Raw genomic sequence first — 20,289 nt, 5'->3', positions numbered from 1 at the left:
CACACCGGCATCGTCCACCAGGCGCGCAAAGGTCGCATCGTAGGCGGTCAGCATGGTGATTTTTTCGCCCTTGGCGTGCATGTCGCGCAGGCGATGCAGGGTCATGGGCTTGCGATCAGGTACGGCGGGAGTGCTCATCTTGTATGGTCCTCAGCGAAGCGGGAGCCTGAAGTGGCGCGATTCTAGGCGGTCCCTTGCCTTCGTGCGCAAAATATTGCTGGGAAACCCTCGATTGGCGGGGCCAACGTGGCCCTGCGCTTGACGCACTCAGGCAGGCTGGTAAGCCAGGCGCACATAGACTGGCGCAAACGCCTCTGCCTGGGTGATCTCCAGCAGGCGTTCGCGGGCCAGCTCCAGCATGGCGATGAAGGTCACAACCACAACCTGGGTGCCACGCGTCGGGTCGAACAGGTCTTCGAACTCCACAAAACGCTTGCCCTGCAAGGTTCGCAGGACATTGCTCATGAACTCACGCACGGACAGCTCTTCACGGGTGATCGTGTGGTGCTTGTTGAGGCGCGCGCGCTGCAGGATGTCCATCCAGGCTTCGCGCAAATCGGCCAGCGCGACATCAGGATGGCGCACGTGCACGGAAGGATCGTTGTGGATCTCCACGCGCAGGAAGTCCCGCCCCAGCAGGGGCAGCTGATCCAGGCGCGCGGCGGCCAGCTTCATCTGCTCGTACTCGATCAGACGGCGAACCAGCTCGGCGCGCGGGTCTTCGGGTTCCTCGCCCTCTTCCGTCTTCTTCGGGGGCAGCAGCATCCGGGACTTGATCTCGATGAGCATGGCTGCCATCAGCAGGTACTCGGAGGCCAGCTCCAGGTTGCTCTTGCGGATCTGCTCCACGTAGGCCAGATACTGCCGGGTGACATCCGCCAGAGGGATGTCCATGATGTTGAAGTTCTGCTTGCGGATCAGGTAGAGCAGCAAGTCCAGAGGGCCTTGGAAGGTCTCCAGAAAGACTTCCAGGGCATCTGGCGGTATGTAGAGATCGGTGGGCATGGCGAACAAAGGTTCGCCGTACAGGCGTGCCAGCGCCACACGGTCAACGATGTCGGGCAAGCCCTGCTCGTCAAGCTCGCTCGGTGGCAGGCCGCCTTCGTCGGCGGCCATGACGTCCTGAGTCACCGATCAACCTCGGGCACTCAGGCCTTGGTCGAGTAGACGTAAGGCTTTTGATCGACCTTGGCTTCGCGGAAGCCCTTCTGGTCGTCGCGGTTGAGGTCCTTGTCCCACAACAGGGCGCGGCCTTGGCGCTGGCGCTCTTCAAGCTGGGGATCGCGCGACTTCAGGCTGTCGATGAACTGCGTCACGTCGGACTTGTAAGGTTTCCAGAAAAGCGGCATGGCTTGAAGCTCGGTGATGAGATGCGAAAACGCGCATTTTATCGGCCCAAGCGGCTCGTCAGCGTATTTCGGTGGCCCGACAATGGCGCCTATGCAGGAAATTGAACTGAAATTCCAGATTCCGCAAGGTGCTTTGGCCGCCGTGAAGGCCGAACTGGCACGCTTGCCCGCAGGCCTGGCGCCCGCTCAAAAGCTTCAGGCGGCCTATTTCGACACACCTGATCGCAAGCTGGCCAAGGCCCGCGCGGCCCTGCGCGTTCGCCAGGAAGACGAGGACTGGGTGCAGACGCTCAAAGCAGCCGGCGCCAACGCCATGACGCGGCTTGAGGACAATCAGGCCGCCCGTGCCTTTGCGCCTGACGAGACCATCCTGCCCGATCTGTCCTTGCACCAGCCTGAAGCGGTTCGCCAGGCACTGATGCGCGACCTGGGCTGGCAGCCCGATGCCGACCCCGAAGGCGCGCATCTGGGCCTGATCCAGTTGTACCGAACCGACATGCAGCGCTTGCGTGCGCAGGCCAGCAACGAGGCGATCCATCCTGAACGCGCCGGGCGCGTCGAAATCGCGCTGGACCTGGGGCTGATTGCCGCTGGCGACCGAAGCGTGCCGGTTCATGAACTGGAGATCGAGTTGATCGACGGCCATGCCCAGGCGGTGCTGGACATCGCTCAAGGCCTGGTCAAACACCACGGCCTGTGGCTGGACACCCAGACCAAAGCGCACCGGGGAGACCAATTGGCGCGAGAAGCCGCATCAGGTGTGCCCAGCCCCCTGCCCCCGGCCCGCCCTCGCGCACGCATCTCCGTGACCACCACGCCGCAACAAAGATGGGTGGCGGCGCTGGATGCGGCCCTTGAGCACATCAGCCACAACCTCAGCGAAGTGGCGCTGGAAACCTGCGATGCGCAACAAGCACATCGGCCCGATTTGAGCCCCTGGATCAAAGGCTGGGCGACAGGGCTGCGGCGCCTGGCCTGGGTATGGCGACATGCGCCAGCCGACGCGCAGCCCTCGGCGCAAGCCGCGGCGATCCAGCAAGAGATCCGCGATCTGTATCGCCAACTCAGACCAGTCGCGCGGCGCTACCTGCCATCCGGGCAAGCGCCGGCCCTGGCGAGATCGGCATCAGCCACCTTGCTCGCACTGCATGTACTCAGTGTGATCGTGGAGATGCCCTGATCTCGCGCTTCATGATCCGTCGCGGGGCAAGGCCCGCGATCAGCGAATCCGCATGCCAGGTTGCGCACCCGCCAACGGCTCCAGCACGTAAATGCCCGGCGTGCCCTTCTCATCGGCATGAGAAGCCGCCAGCACCATGCCTTCGCTGACACCGAACTTCATCTTGCGAGGTGCCAGGTTGGCCACCATCACGGTGTGCTTGCCGATCAGGTCTTCAGGCTTGTAGGCTTCCTTGATGCCGCTGAACACATTACGCGTGCGGCCCTCGCCCACATCCAGCGTCAGGCGCAGCAGCTTGGTGCTGCCTTCCACGTGCTCGGCGTTCACGATCTTGGCGATGCGCAGGTCCACCTTGACGAAGTCGTCGATGGTGATGGTGTCAGCAATGTCTTCTCCACCAGGCTTCGGGGCTTCGACTACAGGCGCAGGAGGCGGCTCGAACAAGGCTTCGAGCATCTTCGGATCCACGCGCTGCATCAGGTGCTTGTATTCGCCGATCACGTGAGCGCCCAGCAGCTTGCCCGAATCGCCAAACGTCATCGGCGCGATCTTCAGGAAGGCTTCCACATTGGCCGCCAGCGCGGGCAACACGGGCTTGAGGTACAGGCTCAACAGGCGGAACGCCTCGATGCACACCGTGCAGACCTCTTGCAGACGAGCGTCCTGCCCCTCCTGCTTGGCCAGCTCCCAAGGCTTGTTGGCGTCCACGTACTCGTTCACGCGGTCGGCCAGCAACATGATCTCGCGCAGCACCTTGCCCATGTCGCGCTGTTCATACAGGTCGACGATGGCGGGCTGGCCGGCCTGCAGGGCTTTGAGCAGCGTCTGGCCGTCATCGCCGATGGCAGCAGTCAACTGGCCTGCAAAGCGCTTGGCAATGAAACCGGCCGCGCGGCTGGCGATGTTGATGTACTTGCCGATCAGGTCGCTGTTGACCCGGGCCATGAAGTCGTCCTTGTTGAAGTCGACATCTTCCACGCGGGCATTGAGCTTGGCGGCGATGTAGTAACGCAACCACTCGGCGTTCATGCCCAGGCTCAGGTACTTGAGCGGATCCAGGCCGGTGCCACGGCTCTTGCTCATCTTCTCGCCGTTGTTCACGGTCATGAAGCCGTGCACATTGATCTGGTTGGGCAGCTTGCGGCCGCTGAACTGCAGCATCGCGGGCCAGAACAGGGTGTGGAAGTAGGTGATGTCCTTGCCAATGAAGTGCACCTGCTCCACGGCCGGGTCGGCAATGAACTGCTCGAAGCTGCGGGTTTCGCCATAGCGGGCCTTGGGGCCGCCAGCCTCGAAATAGCTCTTGAGCGAAGCCAGGTAGCCCACGGGCGCATCCAGCCACACGTAGAAATACTTGCCCGGCGCATCAGGGATCTCGATGCCGAAGTAAGGCGCATCACGGCTGATGTCCCAGTCGCCCAGGCCGCCCTTGCCTTCTTCGTCCTTGGTGAACCATTCCTTGATCTTGTTGGCCACTTCGGATTGCAGCTTGCCGTCCTGCGTCCAGTTCTCCAGGAAGTTGAAGCAACGCGGATCGGACAACTTGAAGAAGTAGTGGTCGCTGGTCTTGAGAACGGGCGTGGCACCGCTCAGTGCCGAGTACGGGTTCTTGACTTCGGTGGGCGAATAGACGGCACCGCACACCTCGCACGAATCGCCGTATTGGTCCTTGGCGCCACACTTGGGGCATTCACCCTTGATGAAGCGGTCCGGCAGGAACATGCTCTTCTCGGGGTCGAAGAACTGCTCGATCGGGCGCACTTCGATCAGGCCCTGGTCGCGCAGGGCGCGGTAGATGGATTGCGCCAGCTCGTGGTTCTCCGGGCTGTCCGTGGAAGACCAATGATCGAAACTGATGTGGAAACCGTCCAGATAAGGCTTGCGGCCGGCGGCGATGTCGGCCACGAACTGTTGCGGCGTCTTGCCGGCCTTTTCGGCGGCGATCATGATGGGCGCACCGTGCGCGTCATCCGCGCCCACGAAGTGCACCTGATGCCCCTGCATGCGCTGGAACCGCACCCAGATATCGGCCTGGATGTACTCCATGATGTGGCCAATGTGGAAATGGCCATTGGCATAGGGCAGCGCGGTGGTGACAAAAAGCTGGCGTGGCATGGTGATGTTCTGGTGGGACGGTCCGATCATGGGGCCTCGGACGTTTCAGGGGAATCTCAGATTTTAGGCTGCCTGCCATGCCACACTGCAAGCCCCGTGCACTAGACTGCCCGGTTTGACCGTTCTTTGACCGTTTACAAGCGTTTTCCACCGTGTTCCGGTCCTTTTTCAAGCCCAGATCCCCGTCAGGTTCACCTGCTTCGTTGTCCAGCATGACCGCCGCCCTGTCCCCCATCGAATCCGCCGCCCAAACCGCCCTGGCCACTGTGGCCGATCCGCTCACCGGGCAGGACTGGGTCTCCTCCCGCCATCTGAAGTCCTTGAAGGTGCAAGATGGCGTGGCCGTGGTCGATATCGCCCTGGGCTACCCTGCTACCTCGCAATGGCCGGCCTACACCGAACTGGTGAAGGCCGCACTGAGCCAGGTCGAGGGCATCCGCGACGTACAGGTCAACTGGTCCACCCAGATCCAGACACATGCGGCTTCACGCGGCCAGGCGCTGCTGCCTGGCGTGAAGAACGTGGTCGCCGTGGCCTCCGGCAAAGGCGGCGTCGGCAAGAGCACCACAGCCGTCAACCTCGCGCTGGCCCTGGCTGCAGAAGGCGCCCGCGTCGGCATGCTGGACGCCGACATCTACGGCCCCAGCCAGCCCTTGATGATGGGCATCAGCGGCAAGCCGCCCAGCCCGGACGGCAAGACCATCACGCCGCCCATCAACTTCGGCATGCAGATGATGTCGATGGGCCTGCTGGTCGAAAACCAGGCCGCCACCATCTGGCGCGGCCCCATGGCCAGCCAGGCCTTTGACCAGTTGCTGCGTCTGTCCAACTGGGGCGAGCCCGATCAGCCGCTGGACTACCTCATCGTCGACATGCCTCCCGGCACTGGCGACATCCACCTCAGCATCAGCCAACGCTCACCGCTGACCGCCGCCGTGATCGTCACGACGCCGCAGGACATCGCCTTGCTGGACGCCCGCAAGGGCCTGCAGATGTTCGAGAAGGTCAGCGTGCCCGTACTGGGCATCGTCGAGAACATGGCCGTGTTTTGCTGCCCGAACTGCGGCCACGAAGAACACATCTTCGGCCAGGACGGCGGCAAGCGCATGGCAGCCGACTTCAACGTGCCGCTGTTGGGCTCCATGCCGCTGGACCTCAAGATACGCCTGCAAGCCGACAGCGGCCAGCCCACGCTGGTGGCCGAACCCGACAGCAAAGTGGCTGGCCTCTATAAAGAGATGGCACGCAAACTGGCCGCCGGCCTGTCCAAGCTGCCCAAGGATTACTCTGCCAAAATGCCTGGCGTGAGCGTTGTGCAACCCAAGGCCTGAGACCTGACTCCCGACATGGCAGCCCCTTCGCCCTTGCATGTAGAGGACGCCTGGTTTGATCTGGTGCCCCTGGCCCTGATCGAATTCAACGAGCATGGCCGCGTGCTGCGCGCCAACTCCGCGCTGAGCGCCATGCTGGGCTATGCCATCCCGCCGGGCAGCGCCTTGTCGGACACGCCCCAGGCCCTGCAAAGGCTGTGCGGGTGGGACTCCCCTCTGACCCTGCTGGCCCTCGGCCCTGAAGACGGCCCCATCCAGAACCAGGTGATCCAGCCTCGGCAGGCGTCGTCACCTGTGCACCTGCGCAGCCAAATCTGGACGCAGGCGCAACCCAATCAGGACGCGCCACGCCGCTTCCTGTGCGCCATCAAGGACAGCATCCCGGTCACGGCAGCACCTGCCGCGCCAACCCCCATCAGCACCATCACGTCGGATGCCGACGCCGCGCCGCTGCCCGACCAGGCCCAGTTGCTGCACGAACTCAGCACGATTCTGGAAAGCACGCCCGCCGGCATCGCCTACTTCCGCGACAACGTGCTGCTGCGCTGCAACCGCCGCTTCGAGCGCATGCTCGGCCTCACGCCGGGCTCGATGGCCGGCCAGGGCCTGGAAGTGCTGCTGGGTGCCGACCCGCGCATCGACCGTGTGGTCACGGAAACCGCCACCGAGTTGATGAAGTCCGAACAGTTCGAAAGCGAACTGGAGATCGTCATCCCCGGCAACACGACGCGCTGGTACACGCTGTCCGTGCGCCGCATCGGCCTGTCGAATGATCCGCTGGAAGTGATCGCCGTGCTGTCAGACATCAGCCGCATCCGCACCCAGCAAGCCCAGCTCGAATCCCTGGGCCGAGACCGCGATCTGATGTTCACGCTCTCAGGCGTGGGCATCGCCTTCGTCAAGGACGGCCTGATCCAAAGCGCCAACCCGGCTCTCTCCCACCTCATTGGCGAAGACGCTGCCAATCTCACAGGCCGCCCGCTGATCAGCGTGTATGCCCTGGATGTGGACAACGCCACCGACCCGGACATCACCGGCATGCTGCGTAGCCTGGGCCACTGGCAAGGTGAACGCGCACTGCGCAACCGCAAGGGCCGCGTGCTGTGGGCCGATGTGTCGCTGCGCCTGGTCGATCCGCAACGCCCCGAAGAGGGCTTCATTGCCTCCTTCGTGAATGTGGACGACCGCCACCGCGCCGAACAGCGCCTGACCTTACAGGCCGATCGCACCCGCGCCATCCTGGATTCTGTCTTCGTCGGCATCGTCACACTGGACGAGCACGGCATCGCCTGGATGAACCGCTCGGCACGCCGCATGTTCGCAGGCGATCTGGCCGATTTCGTCGGGCAGCCGCTGGCCACCGTGGCCACACCCGATCTGGACCACCCCTTCCGCCTGACCGACTACCTCGACGATTTGCTGGACGGCCAATCGCATACCTTCGAATGCCAGGTCGTGGGCCGAGACGGTCGCGTCTTCTGGGTCGTGGGCAACGCCGTGGTCACGCTGGGTGAAGGCAACCGCCGCCACATCACCTACGCCCTGCTCGACATCGACCGCCGCCGAGAGGCCGAAGCCCAATCTGCTGAAGCCCAGGCCCGCCTGCAGCGCATCATCGAAATGGCGCCCATGGCCATCCACCTGATCGACGCCAAGCAACTCACGCTGGTGCAAGCCAACCAGGCCGCGTCAAGCTACATGAATATCGAGCCAGCCAAAGCGCTAGGCAAACCGCCAGAAGCCTTGTACGACGCCGACCGCGCCCGCCTGCTGCGTGCCGACATGCAACTGGCACTGGACAGCGGCCAGACCGTGCATCGCGAATACAGCCGGCCGCACAAGGGCGCCCAACAGTTCTGGGACGTCAACTACCTGCCGCTGTACCGCGAAGGAGAAGTCGCCGATCAACTGCTGGTCGTCGCATCGGACATCACCGAGCAACGCGCGGCTGAACAGGCTCGCCTGGATGCCGCCATTGCCCAGCGCGAGATGCTGGTCAAGGAAGTGCACCACCGTATCAAGAACAACCTGCAAGGCGTGGCTGGCCTGCTCCAGCAGATCGCCATGCGCAAGCCTGAGGTTGCGCCCGCGATCTCGGAGGTGGTCGGCCAGGTGCAGGCCATTGCCCAGGTTTACGGCCTGCAGGTTGGCGCGGGCGGCCCCCTGCGCCTCAAGGCAGTGGTCGAAGCGATTGCGGCCTCTGTACAGCGCACCTTTGGTCGCCCTATCACCCTCGATATGGCCGGCACGCACGCCGGCGACTGGCAATTACCGGAGGCCGAATCCATCCCGATCGCGCTGTGTCTCAATGAACTGTTGACAAATGCCCACAAACACGGTGCCGGCACCTCGGCCATTGTGTGCACCCTGCAATCCAGCGAACAAGGCGTGTCCATCCTCATCCGCGGCCCGGGGCAATTGCCACCAGGCTTCAATGTTGATCGGGTTCCTGGCGGTGTTTCAGGGCTGGGACTGGTGCGCGCGTTGCTGCCAAGACGCAGCGCCAAACTGGCTTTGAAACAGGAAGGCACAGAAGTATTGACTCAGGTGGATCTGACACCACCGGGTATCAATTTGATACCACCCCCCCATGTATTGGGTGAGCCTACTGGTCAGCAGATCGCTCTTTGGCCACAATAGCCCCTCGCACTAAAAATGAGCATCGGGTGAGAGGTGCTGGCCACAAGCGGGTCGTACGCAAGCTGGGCAAGTACCCTAAAAGGACATGGGCGTGAATCAAAAAGGCAAGATTCTGGTAGTGGATGACGACAGGCTGGTATTGGCCACGTTGACCCATGGCCTGGCCCAGGCAGGCTACGAAGTCATCGATGCCGACAATGGCGACGATGCCATCTTGCTGGCCCGACAGCACAAGCCCGAACTGGCACTGCTTGATATCCGAATGGAAGGCAAGTCCGGTTTTGATGTGGCCGCGTATCTGCGCGAGTATTGCCAGATCCCCTTCATGTTCCTGTCGGCGTTTGCCGATGAAGCCACCATCAAGCAGGTCAAGGAACTCGGCGCACTGACCTACCTGGTCAAGCCGCTGGATATTCAGCAGATCGTGCCCGCCGTGGAGGCAGCCTTTGCCAACCGCGCCAAAGCAAATTCCCTGGTGGCTCAATCCGCCGAGCCCACAGCGCAGACACCAGCACCGGCCATCGAGCAGCCCTCCGCTACGCCAGTGCTTACGTCAACACCCACGTTGGCCCCCTCAACCGCGGCGGCCGATCCACTGACGCAAACCGTGGCCTTGGCCATAGGGATCGTCATGCATCGCAATTCACTGGATCGTCGTGGCGCCATGGACAAGCTCTCGCTGCAAGCCCAACAAGAGGGCCGCAGCCTGGAAGCCCAGTGCGAGCGCCTGCTTGGCGCGCAAGAAGTGCTGGCCAGCCTCGGCTCAGCTTGAACGCGAAGCGCGTTGCTGCGCCTCCACCGTGTCCATCAAGGTGAAGTAAAAGCAAGCACCCTCGCCCAATTTGGCCTCTGCCCAGATGCGCCCCCCGTGACGGCGCACGATGTTCTGAACACCGGCCAAGCCCACGCCCGTGCCGGGGAACTCCTTGGCACTGTGCAGGCGCTGGAACATGCCAAACAGCTTGTCAGCGTGCTGCATGTCAAAGCCCGCGCCGTTGTCACGTACATAGAAAACAGCCGGATTGGTCGCGGGCATGACCCCAACCTCCACGCGCGGCGCCTCGACCTTGCCGCTGTACTTCAGGGCATTGCTGATCAAGTTCTCCATCACGCGATGGACCAGTACCGGATCAGCCTCGACGGTCAGGCCATCTGCCACAATCAACTGCGCCAGCGCACGGCCATTGACCGACGCAGCCGGACATTGTTCGGCACCAATATCACGGGCCAGCGCGGACAAGTCAATCGCCACGCGCTGCAAAGGCTCTGCTGCCAACTGGGCTTGCGCCAGGATGGCATCGATCATGCCGTTCATGCGCGCCGCCGCCGTCAGCACACGCTCCAGGTGGTCATTGCCCAGCTTGTCCATCGCCGAGCCGTAATCTTCCTTGACGATGCGCGTGAAGCCCTCGACCACGCGCAACGGCGCTCGCAGGTCGTGCGACAAAGCGTAGCGCAGCACCTCCTGCTCGGCCTCTCGCATCTGGGCATTTTGAGCGGCCAGATCAGCCTCAGCCTTGGACAAGGCCAGCGAGGCTTCGGAGGCCGCTGCGCAGGCAGGCACAGGCGCCAGCATCTGCATCACGCCGCGGAATCCGAGGAAGCCGCCACGCGCATCCCAGCGAGGCTCGCCGGACATCGCGCAACGCCAACCTGCCCCATCCACACTCACGCCACGAAGCCCCTTGGGCCAGGGCAAACTCAGCACGCCACCCCAAGCGACTTTCTGATCCAGGCAATAAGCCAGACGACCAGAATCGGCCTGCGCATCGTCATCAACGCCCCACCATGACAGCAAGGCAGGATATTGCCTTACATATTCGGACAACTCCATCCAGTTAATGGAAATCCCTTGCGGCAACACGCCACCTTGCTTGAACACCTGCAATTGGCCGCGGGCATCGGTCTCCCAATACCAACCGCTGATCCAGTTTTGCCAGGCCAGGCATTCATTCGCCTGGGTGGAATTGACGTTTGCGTCACTGATTTGACGCAAAATCGCCACCGCGTCGCTTTGAAACCACACCGCACCGGCAATACACCAGGTGATCACCGCGAGCGCAAAAACCCAGATCGGCGCGCCGATCAGCGCCAATACCAGCACCATGGCCATGCCGCCCAGCGCCCAGCGCCAAAACCAGGTCTTCGATTGCCGAAAACCTGATTCGAGCGGGGTTGAAAAATCTACGTCGCTGCGCATCCAAACCATTGTAAGGAGGCTTGCAAGGGGTTTCTTCTGCTGGTTGAAGTTTCCACGTAGCCTGTAAAGTTCGTGAAATATCTGACGAAGGTCACAGTATGCCCGTGTATTTTCTAGTGGCAACTGAGTGACTTTCCCAAGGAATTTCCTGGCAATGCCACACAAGCCGTATTCAAAGCGTAATCCGTGGACCGTGACGATGCTCCTTCTGGCCATGGCAGCCATTGCTGCCGCGACCTGGAACTGGGGCCTCAGCGGCCTGGGGCTGACTTTGACCGTTCTGGCTTCAACAGGCATCGGCGTGCTGGCACGCCGCCCTCTGCGCCCTGCTGCCGATCAACCCAGCAGCACCCAGCCGCCCCAAGCCAGCCAACTTTCGGCCGACGCCGTCGCCACGGCCACGGTGCCAGCCTCGGAACCGCCGCTGGCTGATACCTTCTCTGACGCTGAACGGCAATTGCAACTCAGCCGCCAGATCGCCGAAGCGGCCCATACGGCCCCCAACCTGGCGCAGGCCCTCCATCGTGTTGGCGAAGCCCTGCAACAACACCTTGGTGCCCAATCCTGGATCTGCCTGCGGGTGGAGGGCTGGAACGGCGAGTCCGCCCTGCTGCGCCCCTGGATGGACACCGGTTCTGACGGCAACGACATGATCGACGTATCGACCATTGCCGCCACCCACCGCGATGAGCGCCCTCTGGGTGAAGCCTTGAGCAAACTCTCGCCGCAGGCATCCGACCTACCCCGAGAGCCCGGCATCCACTACCCGTGGCGCCATGCCGGCACGCGCCGTGTGGTGGCCCTGCCCGTGTCCATCGAAGGCTGGCCGCTGGCTTTGCTGGAATTCGACGATCCTGTGGCGTCGCAGGCCGACTGCAGCGCCGTACTCGATATCGCCGCCATCCAGCTCGGCTTTGTGGCCCAGCGAGACGCCAACCTGGCCCACATGGCCACCAATGCCGAGCACCTCAGCCGCTTGACCCTGGTTGCATCACGCATCAGCAGCGGCGTGGCCATCACGGACCGCAACGGCACCATCGAGTGGATCAACAGCGCTTTCGTCGCACTGACCGGCTGGCCTGAAGACCGCGTGATCGGACGACGCCTGCCCGAGCTGCTGGGCCAGGAAGTCAGCGATGGCAACACGGTGGTCGAACTGGAAGACCACCTGTCGCGCGGGGTGCCGTTTCGGCTGTCGTATGAGGCAGGTCGCCAAGGCGCGCAGAGCATCACCCGCTACTGGGGTGAGATCGACGCCATCCAGATGCTGGATGAAACGGGCGGCCGCAGCCAGTACGTCTGCCTGTTCAACGACATCACCAAGCGCAAATCACAAGAACACATCCGCGATCAGGAACGCGAGTTCCTGGAGGCCCTGCTGGGCAACCTGCCTGTGAGCCTGTTCGTGCTGGATCCGGTCAACCTCAATGTGGTGGCCATCAACCGCTATACCGAAATCGAGTTCAACCTGCAGCGCGACCGCGTCGTGGGCCGCTCGATCGAGCATGCGCTGGGCAAGTCCGTGCTGGGCATGACCAACCCCTACATGCAGCAGGCCATCGAAACTGGCCAGACGGTGGAGCACGACTTCACCTGGCAAGGTGAGGCAGGCAACCGCGTGGTCAACGCACGCCACTTCGCACTGCGCCATAGCAATGGCCGCCCTCGCCTGCTGATCTCTCTCGTGCGGGACATCACCTCCTCCAGGCAAGCTCAAGCCGATCTGGAAGAGTCGGAACGCCGCTTCCGCGAGCTCGTCGAGTCCATGGACGACTCCGTCTACGTGGCGACCCAGGCCCGCGAGCACTACCTCTATCTCAGCCCTCGCACGCAAGAGCTGCTGGGCATGAACGCTGACGACATGCGCGCCAACCCGAACAGGGTGCGCGAGATGATCGTGCCCGAAGACCGCCACCTTTTCGCCCAGCAAGAAGAACACGAAAAGGCCAACGAGGCCAGCGACGCCCTGCTGCGCCTGGACGTGCCCGGCAAGGGGCTGCGCTGGATCCGCCATCGCACCCGTGCCCGCCTGTTGCCCGATGGCCAGTCTCGTATCTACGGCCTGGTATCGGATGTGACGGACGACCACAACCAGGCGTTGGAGTTGCAGCGCGCCCGTGACCTGGCCGAAGCCGCCAGCCAGGCCAAGAGCCAGTTCATGGCCAATATGAGCCATGAGATCCGCACCCCCATGAATGGCATCCTGGGCATGACGGAATTGCTGCTGGGCACCCCGCTCAATGACAAGCAACGCCGCTTTGCCCAGGCCGTGTACCGCTCGGGCGAAAGCCTGCTGGAGATCATCAACGACATCCTGGACTTCGCCAAGATCGAAGCCGGCAAGCTGGAGCTGGCCACCTGCGATTTCGTGCTGCGCACACTGGTCGAAGACACCCTGGAGTTGATGGCACCACGCGCCCACGAAAAGGGCCTGGAGCTGAGCTTCCGTGAACAACCTGGCCTGCCCGCTGTCATCCACGGTGACCCGCTTCGCCTGCGCCAGATCCTGACCAACCTCGTGGCCAATGCCATCAAATTCACCGAACACGGTGAAGTGGTGGTGGACATCCGACGCGGCATCGGAGGCGTCATGAGTGGCGCATCTGGCGGGGTCAACCTGGCCGAAGGCGCCGCAGCCATGGAGCTGGAATTCATGGTGCGCGACACCGGCATCGGCATTCCGTCCGACGTCATTCCTCGCCTCTTCAGCGCCTTCGTGCAGGCCAACGGTGGGATGGCCCGTCGCTATGGCGGCACCGGCCTGGGTCTGGCCATCTCCAAGCAACTTGTCGAACTCATGGGCGGCCAGATCGAGGCGCACAGCGCGCCCGGCGTGGGCTCCGAGTTCGTGTTCCGCGTGCCAGTTCGTGTGGGCGACACCCAGGTCGACATGGCCATGCTGGAAGAGCCAGAAATGCCATCGTTCAACGTGCTGGTGGTCGATGACAACGACACCAACCGCACGGTGATCGAGAACATGCTGAGCGCCTGGGGCATGAAGGTGACGCAAGCCAACAATGGCCGCGAAGCCCTCGATATCCTGATGGCCAACCCGACGCAAGATGCCGAGTTCGAACTGGCCCTGGTCGACATGAACATGCCCGAGCTGGACGGTCTGGGCCTGGCAGAAGCCTTGCGCACCAGCGGCCGCTATGCGCAGCTCAAAATGATCCTGCTGTCGTCGGTATCCTCACCGGACGACGTGCGTCGGGCTCAGGAAGCTGGCTTCCAGCGCTTCGTGGCCAAGCCCTTGCGCAAAGCCGAACTGCGTCAGGCCATCCTGGGTATCTCGGCCGAACTGGGCAGCGATGTGCAGCACGAGGCCATCCGCATCAGCAAGAGCGTGCTGGTGGTGGAAGACAACTCCGTCAACCAGGAAGTCTGCAGCCAGATGCTGCGCCGCCTGGGTTGTGATGTGAAGGTTGCCAGCTCGGCGCTTGAAGGTCTGCGCAAGCTGGGCGAATTCAACTTCGATCTGATCCTGATGGACATCCAGATGCCCGGCATGGACGGCGTGGAAGCACTGACCTGGTTCCGCCGCGGATCGACTTCTCGCTTCAAGTTCCAGACGCCCTCCAACACGCCCGTGATCGCCGTGACAGCCAACGCGCTGGAAGGTGACGAGCAACGCTTCCTGGATCTGGGCTTTGACGACTACCTGTCCAAGCCCTTCCGCCAAAGCCAGTTGCAAAAGGTACTGATCGAACACACCCACCCTGAAGGCCTGCATGGGGACCTGCCCGCCTTTGATGCGCAAGACGAGCCATCTACCGTGCCCATGGCGCTGCGGGAGTTGCCACAAGACGCCGCAGAGCCCACCGTGCCCGCGGCATTGACGCCTGACACGAACACGCCCTCCGCCGCGCAGCCAAGTGTTGTATCTACGCCCGCCCCACTGGTCGCCAATACGCCATCGGCCAACGACGAGATCTTTGACGCCGAAGCCCTGCGCCGCCTGCGTGAGCTGGATCCGCGCGGCGACAACCGCCTTCTCGAACGCGTTGCCAAGGCTTTCGAGACCTCGGTTGGCCGGCTGTTGCCACAGCTCGACGAAGCATTCAAGATGAACGACAGCGCGGCCATCATGCATGTTGCGCATACACTGAAGTCGTCCTCGGCCAGCATCGGCGCACTCAAGTTGTCACATATGTGTGCCGAAATTGAAACCATGATCCGGCGCCAGACAGGAGAAGACTTGAGCTCACGTATCCGCGAGGTCCCCATCGAGGCTGACCGCGTGCTTCACGGCCTGCGTCAGTTGCTGGAGGCGTGAGCCATGAGCACTGACGCCCTCACGGCAGCGCAAAAAGGCGACGAGCAGCCCAAGGTGCTGCTGGTCGATGACGATGAAGTCAACCTTCTGCTGACCTCGATTGCCCTGCGTGAACGTGGCTTTGCCATCACCGAGGCCAGTTCCGGCGAGCAGGCCCTGCAACTGATGGCCGATCTGCTGCCCGATGTGGTCGTGCTGGACGCCGTGATGCCCGGCCTGGACGGTTTCTCGACCTGTCAGGAACTGCGGCACTTGCCCGGCTTCGAATCCCTGCCCGTGCTGATGCTGACGGGTCTGGACGACGAGGCCTCGATCACCCGCGCCTATGAAGTCGGCGCCACCGACTTTTTCGTGAAATGCACGCAATGGAGCCTGCTGGCTGGCCGTTTGCGCTATTTGCTGCGTGCCTCGCGCACCCGCTACGAACTGGAGCGCAGCAAGGCCAAGCTGGCACGCGCCCAGGATCTGGCGCGCATGGGCAGTTTTGACTGGCGCAAAGGCGTCGGTGACATTGCCTTCTCGCTCGAAGGGCTGCGCGTGTTCGGCATGGGCGTCAACGACAGGCTGGGCCTGCGCCAGATCGTGCGCATGATGCCGGCAGAAGAGCGCCAGGCCTTTCAACGCGTCCTGCGTGAAGTCATCCACCATGGCACCGTGTTGTGCAATGACGTGCAAGTCGCGCTGGCCGACGGTCGCCAGCGCATTCTCCACGTCGAAGCCGAACCGGAGTTCAACGAACAGGCCAATCTGATCGGCTATACCGGCATCGTGCAGGACGTCACGGATCGCCGCGTGGCCGAGGACAAGATCAAGCACCTCGCCAACTTCGACACGCTCACTGGCCTGCCCAACCGCCGCCAGGTGTTCTGGCGCAGCGAGCGTGCCATCGAGCATGCCAAGCGGCTCAACCACTGTGTGGCCATGCTGCAAGTGGGCCTGGACCGTTTCAAGATCATCAACGAGAACCTCGGCCACCATGCGGGTGACGAGTTGCTGATCGAGGTCTCGCGCCGCCTGCGCACCTGTGTCCGCCACTCGGAGCAGGTGATGGAAGGCAGCATGGACATCCCCGGCCAGCGCACGCACCGCACGCTGGAAGCCGTGGGTCGCCTGGGTGCAGATGAGTTCGTGGTGCTGCTGCCCGAAGTCGCCAACGACCAGGAGGCCATGGACACCGCCCGCCGCATCCTGGATGCCTTGCGCGAGCCCATGATCGCCGCCGGCCAGGAATGCTTCATCACCGCATCGGTGGGCGTAGCCGTGTTCCCGGCCCATGGCCTGAACGTGGCCGACCTGCTGCGCAATGCCGATGTGGCCATGGACCTGGCCAAGACCCAAGGCCGCAATACAGCCCAGTTGTATGACCCACTGCTGGCCAGCAAGGGCCGCGTGCGCCTGGACCTGGACACAGCCCTGCACAAGGCCCTGGAGCGCAAGGAACTGGTGCTGTACTACCAGCCCAAGATCGATGTACGCACCAGCCGCATGGTGGGCGCTGAAGCGCTGATGCGCTGGCAACGTGGAGGCCAATTGGTCCCGCCGGGTGATTTCATCCCGTTGGCCGAGGCCACCGGCCTGATCAACGAGATGAGCCTGTGGGCCATAGAAGAAGCGGCCCGTCAAGCCAAGGAATGGGAAAAGAACTTCGGCTTTGATGCGTCTATCGCGGTCAACCTGCCCAGCCGTTTGTTCGAACAGGCAGACCTGGTCGAGAAGATCGAATCCATCCTGTCACGCCTGGGAGTCGAGCCGCGTGCCATCGAACTGGAAATCACCGAAACCGGCCTGATGAAGGATTTGCAAGGCGTCGTGCCTTCGCTGCATCGTCTGAACCAGTTGGGCACCGAGATCTCCATCGACGACTTCGGCACAGGCTACTCCTCACTGTCCTACCTGACCACCCTGCCCATCAGCGAACTGAAGATCGATCGGTCCTTTGTGCAAGACCTGGGTGACACGCCCCAAAGCGGCGCAGTGGTATCGGCCATCATCGCCCTGGCCCGTGCATTGGGCCTGCGCGTGATCGCTGAAGGCGTCGAGAACGTGACGCAGATGGAAGTGCTCTACAACCTGGGCTGCCACATCTGCCAGGGTTTCCTGTTTGCGCGCCCCATGCCGGCTGCGCAAGTCGAACAATGGCTGATTGACACCCGATCAGGCCAGACACTGCCTCGCATTTCCAGCGCCGCACTGGGCAGCGACCCGGCAGCCAACCGGATCAGCGGCTCACGTTGAACCATGGCCACGTCCAAAAGCACCTCCACGCCCCCTGCAAGTAAGGCCACCCCGCCTACCGAGCCGACACCCGCTCAACTGGCCAAGGCCGCGCTCAAGCGCCTGGCCGAGCACCGACTGGAACCCACACCGGACAACTACCGCCAAGCCTATGAGGCTGAGAGCGGTGTGGTCTCGCCACTGGCGGACAAACCTGCAGACAAACCCGCTGCAAGTGAGGATGCCAGCCAGAACAACGACGATGGCGAGCGATGGTCAGCCCTGATCACGCGAATCTTGAGAGGGGCGGAGCGAGGCGGCCGGCAGTGGACGGCGGCGCGCAAGAAAGACAGCCTCAAGCGTGTACTGGATGGCAGTAAAAGCTCGGCCAATCGCCTGCATCAACGGCTCAGTCAACTGGTTGGCAGCTGGGACAGCGACACGCTGGACAACGCCACACTGGAGGGTGACGACGCAGGCGATATCGCGACGACATCGACCACCACCGCAACCGAGTCGACAGCACCTGTGCAGGCCAGCTCGCCAGTACCTGACACGGCCGATGAGGCGACAAGCGCATCACCCGATCGCGCTCAGGCATCTGCCTGGCCGCAACTCGCGCTGCACGCCATAGACCAGCTCACCGACACCATTGAAGCCGCACTGCCCCCGCAGCAAGCGCAATCAACCGAGGCCAATCAGGCCATGCGCTCGGCGCTGGATCAAGGGCGTGACACGGCTACCCCGCCAGCGCAGTACGCACAAATCAAAACCGAAATCAGCCAGGCTTGCGAACAAGCCCGCCGCATCGTCGAGCATCGCCATCACCTGATTGACCAGTTGATGGACCTGTGCCTGTCCTTGACTGACAGCCTGACCGATCTGTCGGAAGACGACAGCTGGGTGCAAGGCCAGTGTCAAGCCATGCGCCATCAACTTGACGAAGGCCTCAACAGCCGCGGTGTGCGCCACATCCAGCAACTGCTGGAGCAGACCCGAGAGAAACAGCTGGCGCTGAAGAAGGAGCGCGAGGCCGCACGCCAGGCGCTCAAGCAGTTGATACACCAGATGCTGCAAGAGATCGCCGAACTGGGCATGACAACCGACCGCTTCCAGAGCAATCTGGGGCGTTACGCCGACACCATCGGGCAGGCCGACAGCCTGGAAAGCCTGACCGGTGTGGTGCGCGAACTGGTGGAAGAAAGCCGCGCGGTTCAAGGTGTTGTTCAGCAAACCCAGACGCGCTTGAATGACGAGCACGCCCGCGCCAGCGAGCTCAGCGAACGCGTGCGTCAGTTGGAAGACGAGATTCGCAAGCTGTCTGATGAGGTCTCGACCGACCCGCTCACCCAGATCGCCAACCGCCGCGGCATGATGCGGGCCTTCGAGGTCGAACAGGCCAAGATGGAGCGCGACGGCACCACGCTGGCTGTGGGCCTGCTGGACGTGGACAACTTCAAGAAGCTCAACGACACGCTGGGCCACCAGACTGGCGATGAGGCCTTGAAGTTCCTGTCACGCCGCGTAGGTGAATGCCTGCGCCCGGTCGATGTGGTGGCGCGCTATGGCGGCGAGGAATTCGTCGTGATGCTGCCTGCGACGGGACTGGAAGAAGCCCAGCAAACCTTGACGCGCCTGCAGCGCACCTTGAGTGCCGAGTTCTTCGAGCATGAAGACAAGAAGGTGTTCATCACGTTCTCGGCCGGTGTCACGCTCTACCGCAAGGGTGAGCCCATCGAGGCCACGCTGGACCGCTCGGACGTGGCGCTGTACGAGGCCAAGCGCACGGGCAAGAACCGTACATGCATGAACTAAGGCGCAGGCCTTCATGGCCTGCCCTGTTCAATGCGATGCAGCCAGACGCTTGAGGGCGCCCGGAATCAGATCCGGTAAATCATCGGCGATCAAGCCCAGGCCAAAGTCCTGAGCAGCATCGCCATGCAGCCAGGCGGCAGCACAGGCGGCCTGCCAGGCCGGCATGCCTTGCGCCAGCAAGCCAACGATCATGCCCGCCAGCACATCCCCGGCGCCGGCGGTGGCCAAGGTCGATGGCGCATGGCGGTTGATGGCCGCTCGCCCATCCGGTGCCGCGATGACCGTATCGGCCCCTTTGAAGAGCACCACAGCGCCACTGAGCCTGGCAGCCGCACGAGTCTTGTCCAGCTTGCTGCCTGCCACCGACACCTCAGGTGCCTTGAACAGGCGAACGAATTCGCCACCATGCGGGGTCAGCACCACCGGGCGGCTGTGCCCCTTGATGGCGGCAAACAGCAAGGCCGGGTCCTCATGAAAGGCGGAGATAGCGTCAGCGTCCAGCACCACCGGGCGCCCGCTGGCGAGCATGGTCAGCACCACACCGCGGATGCCCGCCGCATTGGTGCCACCCAAGGCGCCCGGCCCCATCAGCATGGCCGACAAGCGATCATCATCCAACAGGCCTTCCAGCCCCATCTGCCAACTGGCTGCAGCCTCACCGTCCAAAGGGTGCACCATGATGCACGCCAACGACGCTGCGTAAACCGGCCAGGCACGGCGCGGCGTGCACACCGTGGTCAAGCCAGACCCAATGCGGGCACATGATCGGGCAGCCAAACGAGCGGCACCAGTCATTTCCGGCCCGCCCCAGATCAAGGCGTGACCGCGATGGTATTTGTGGCCCGCCGCATCCATGTGGGGCCAGACATCTCGCCATAGCGCGGGCTGATTGTCGTAGGCCAACACCTTCAGATCAGGCAGCACCTCCGCCTGGATGCCAATATCCGCCACCACGAGCTCGCCACACAAAGCCCGCCCCGGCATCAAGGCGTGCCCTGGCTTCAGTCTAAAAAACGTCACGGTGAGCTGGGATGCCACCGCGCCAGCGGCTTCACCTGTATCACCCCATACACCGCTGGGCACATCTACTGCCACGATGGGCAAGCCCTTACCGCTGGCACGCATCAGCACGTCGGCTGCCGCGCCATCCAGGGCTCGCGTCAAGCCGGCAC

General features: G+C 62.9%; 13 protein-coding genes. 7 read left to right on the top strand and 6 right to left on the bottom strand.

What is annotated here, in order from left to right:
- The 3 genes from EPO09_RS14655 to EPO09_RS14645 all read right to left on the bottom strand — a co-directional run.
- Positions 1-138: 3-methyl-2-oxobutanoate hydroxymethyltransferase (locus tag EPO09_RS14655; protein WP_290644065.1), on the bottom strand; the 138-nt coding region annotated here is incomplete at its 3' end.
- A gap of 129 nt (positions 139-267) precedes the next feature.
- Positions 268-1,116, bottom strand: a complete 849-nt coding sequence (locus EPO09_RS14650; RefSeq protein ID WP_290644064.1) for a ScpA family protein — start codon at positions 1,114-1,116, stop codon at positions 268-270.
- A 32-nt stretch (positions 1,117-1,148) separates the two neighbouring features.
- A complete protein-coding gene (locus tag EPO09_RS14645) occupies positions 1,149-1,349 on the bottom strand; it encodes a DUF3460 family protein (RefSeq protein WP_290644061.1) in 201 nt (66 codons plus the stop codon).
- A 91-nt stretch (positions 1,350-1,440) separates the two neighbouring features.
- Here EPO09_RS14645 and EPO09_RS14640 point away from each other — a divergent pair, with 91 nt between their 5' ends.
- Positions 1,441-2,529 carry an inorganic triphosphatase gene (locus EPO09_RS14640; RefSeq protein WP_290644060.1) on the top strand — a complete coding sequence of 363 codons (1,089 nt, stop codon included), beginning with the start codon at positions 1,441-1,443 and terminating at the stop codon, positions 2,527-2,529.
- A gap of 39 nt (positions 2,530-2,568) precedes the next feature.
- Here the strand turns inward: EPO09_RS14640 and metG are convergent, their stop codons facing one another.
- The gene (gene metG / locus EPO09_RS14635; protein WP_290644063.1) at positions 2,569-4,644 is read right to left on the bottom strand and encodes a methionine--tRNA ligase; all 2,076 of its coding nucleotides are present in this window, start codon (positions 4,642-4,644) and stop codon (positions 2,569-2,571) included.
- Positions 4,645-4,856: 212 nt separating this feature from the next.
- Here metG and apbC point away from each other — a divergent pair, with 212 nt between their 5' ends.
- The 3 genes from apbC to EPO09_RS14620 all read left to right on the top strand — a co-directional run bounded on the left by apbC (position 4,857) and on the right by EPO09_RS14620 (position 9,387).
- Positions 4,857-5,975: an iron-sulfur cluster carrier protein ApbC gene (gene apbC / locus EPO09_RS14630; protein ID WP_290644059.1), complete on the top strand. Its 1,119-nt coding sequence runs from the start codon at positions 4,857-4,859 to the stop codon at positions 5,973-5,975.
- Between the two features lie 15 nt (positions 5,976-5,990).
- The gene (locus EPO09_RS14625; RefSeq protein WP_290644058.1) at positions 5,991-8,615 is read left to right on the top strand and encodes a PAS domain S-box protein; all 2,625 of its coding nucleotides are present in this window, start codon (positions 5,991-5,993) and stop codon (positions 8,613-8,615) included.
- 91 nt (positions 8,616-8,706) lie between these two features.
- The gene (locus tag EPO09_RS14620) at positions 8,707-9,387 is read left to right on the top strand and encodes a response regulator (protein ID WP_290644057.1); all 681 of its coding nucleotides are present in this window, start codon (positions 8,707-8,709) and stop codon (positions 9,385-9,387) included.
- Here the strand turns inward: EPO09_RS14620 and EPO09_RS14615 are convergent.
- The gene (locus tag EPO09_RS14615; protein WP_290644056.1) at positions 9,379-10,815 is read right to left on the bottom strand and encodes an ATP-binding protein; all 1,437 of its coding nucleotides are present in this window, start codon (positions 10,813-10,815) and stop codon (positions 9,379-9,381) included. The two genes, EPO09_RS14620 and EPO09_RS14615, sit on opposite strands and share 9 nt — an antisense overlap.
- A 199-nt stretch (positions 10,816-11,014) precedes the next feature.
- Here EPO09_RS14615 and EPO09_RS14610 point away from each other — a divergent pair, with 199 nt between their 5' ends.
- Genes EPO09_RS14610 through EPO09_RS14600 form a run of 3 tightly spaced genes read left to right on the top strand, consistent with a single transcriptional unit; the run spans position 11,015 to position 19,117 of the window.
- Entirely contained in the window at positions 11,015-15,088 is a 4,074-nt protein-coding gene (locus EPO09_RS14610) for a response regulator (protein ID WP_290644062.1), read from the top strand.
- A 3-nt stretch (positions 15,089-15,091) separates the two neighbouring features.
- Entirely contained in the window at positions 15,092-17,323 is a 2,232-nt protein-coding gene (locus tag EPO09_RS14605; RefSeq protein WP_290644055.1) for an EAL domain-containing protein, read from the top strand.
- Between the two features lie 3 nt (positions 17,324-17,326).
- Entirely contained in the window at positions 17,327-19,117 is a 1,791-nt protein-coding gene (locus EPO09_RS14600; RefSeq protein WP_290644054.1) for a diguanylate cyclase, read from the top strand.
- A 27-nt stretch (positions 19,118-19,144) separates the two neighbouring features.
- On the opposite strand, the gene EPO09_RS14595 is transcribed toward EPO09_RS14600, so the two are convergent.
- Positions 19,145-20,289: NAD(P)H-hydrate dehydratase (locus tag EPO09_RS14595; RefSeq protein WP_290644053.1), on the bottom strand; the 1,145-nt coding region annotated here is incomplete at its 5' end.

The sequence above is a fragment of the Aquabacterium sp. genome (genome assembly GCF_004297345.1).
GTDB lineage: Bacteria > Pseudomonadota > Gammaproteobacteria > Burkholderiales > Burkholderiaceae_C > Aquabacterium.
Note: the sequence above shows the minus strand (reverse complement) of the source record. Positions and strands in the feature narration are given on the sequence as shown.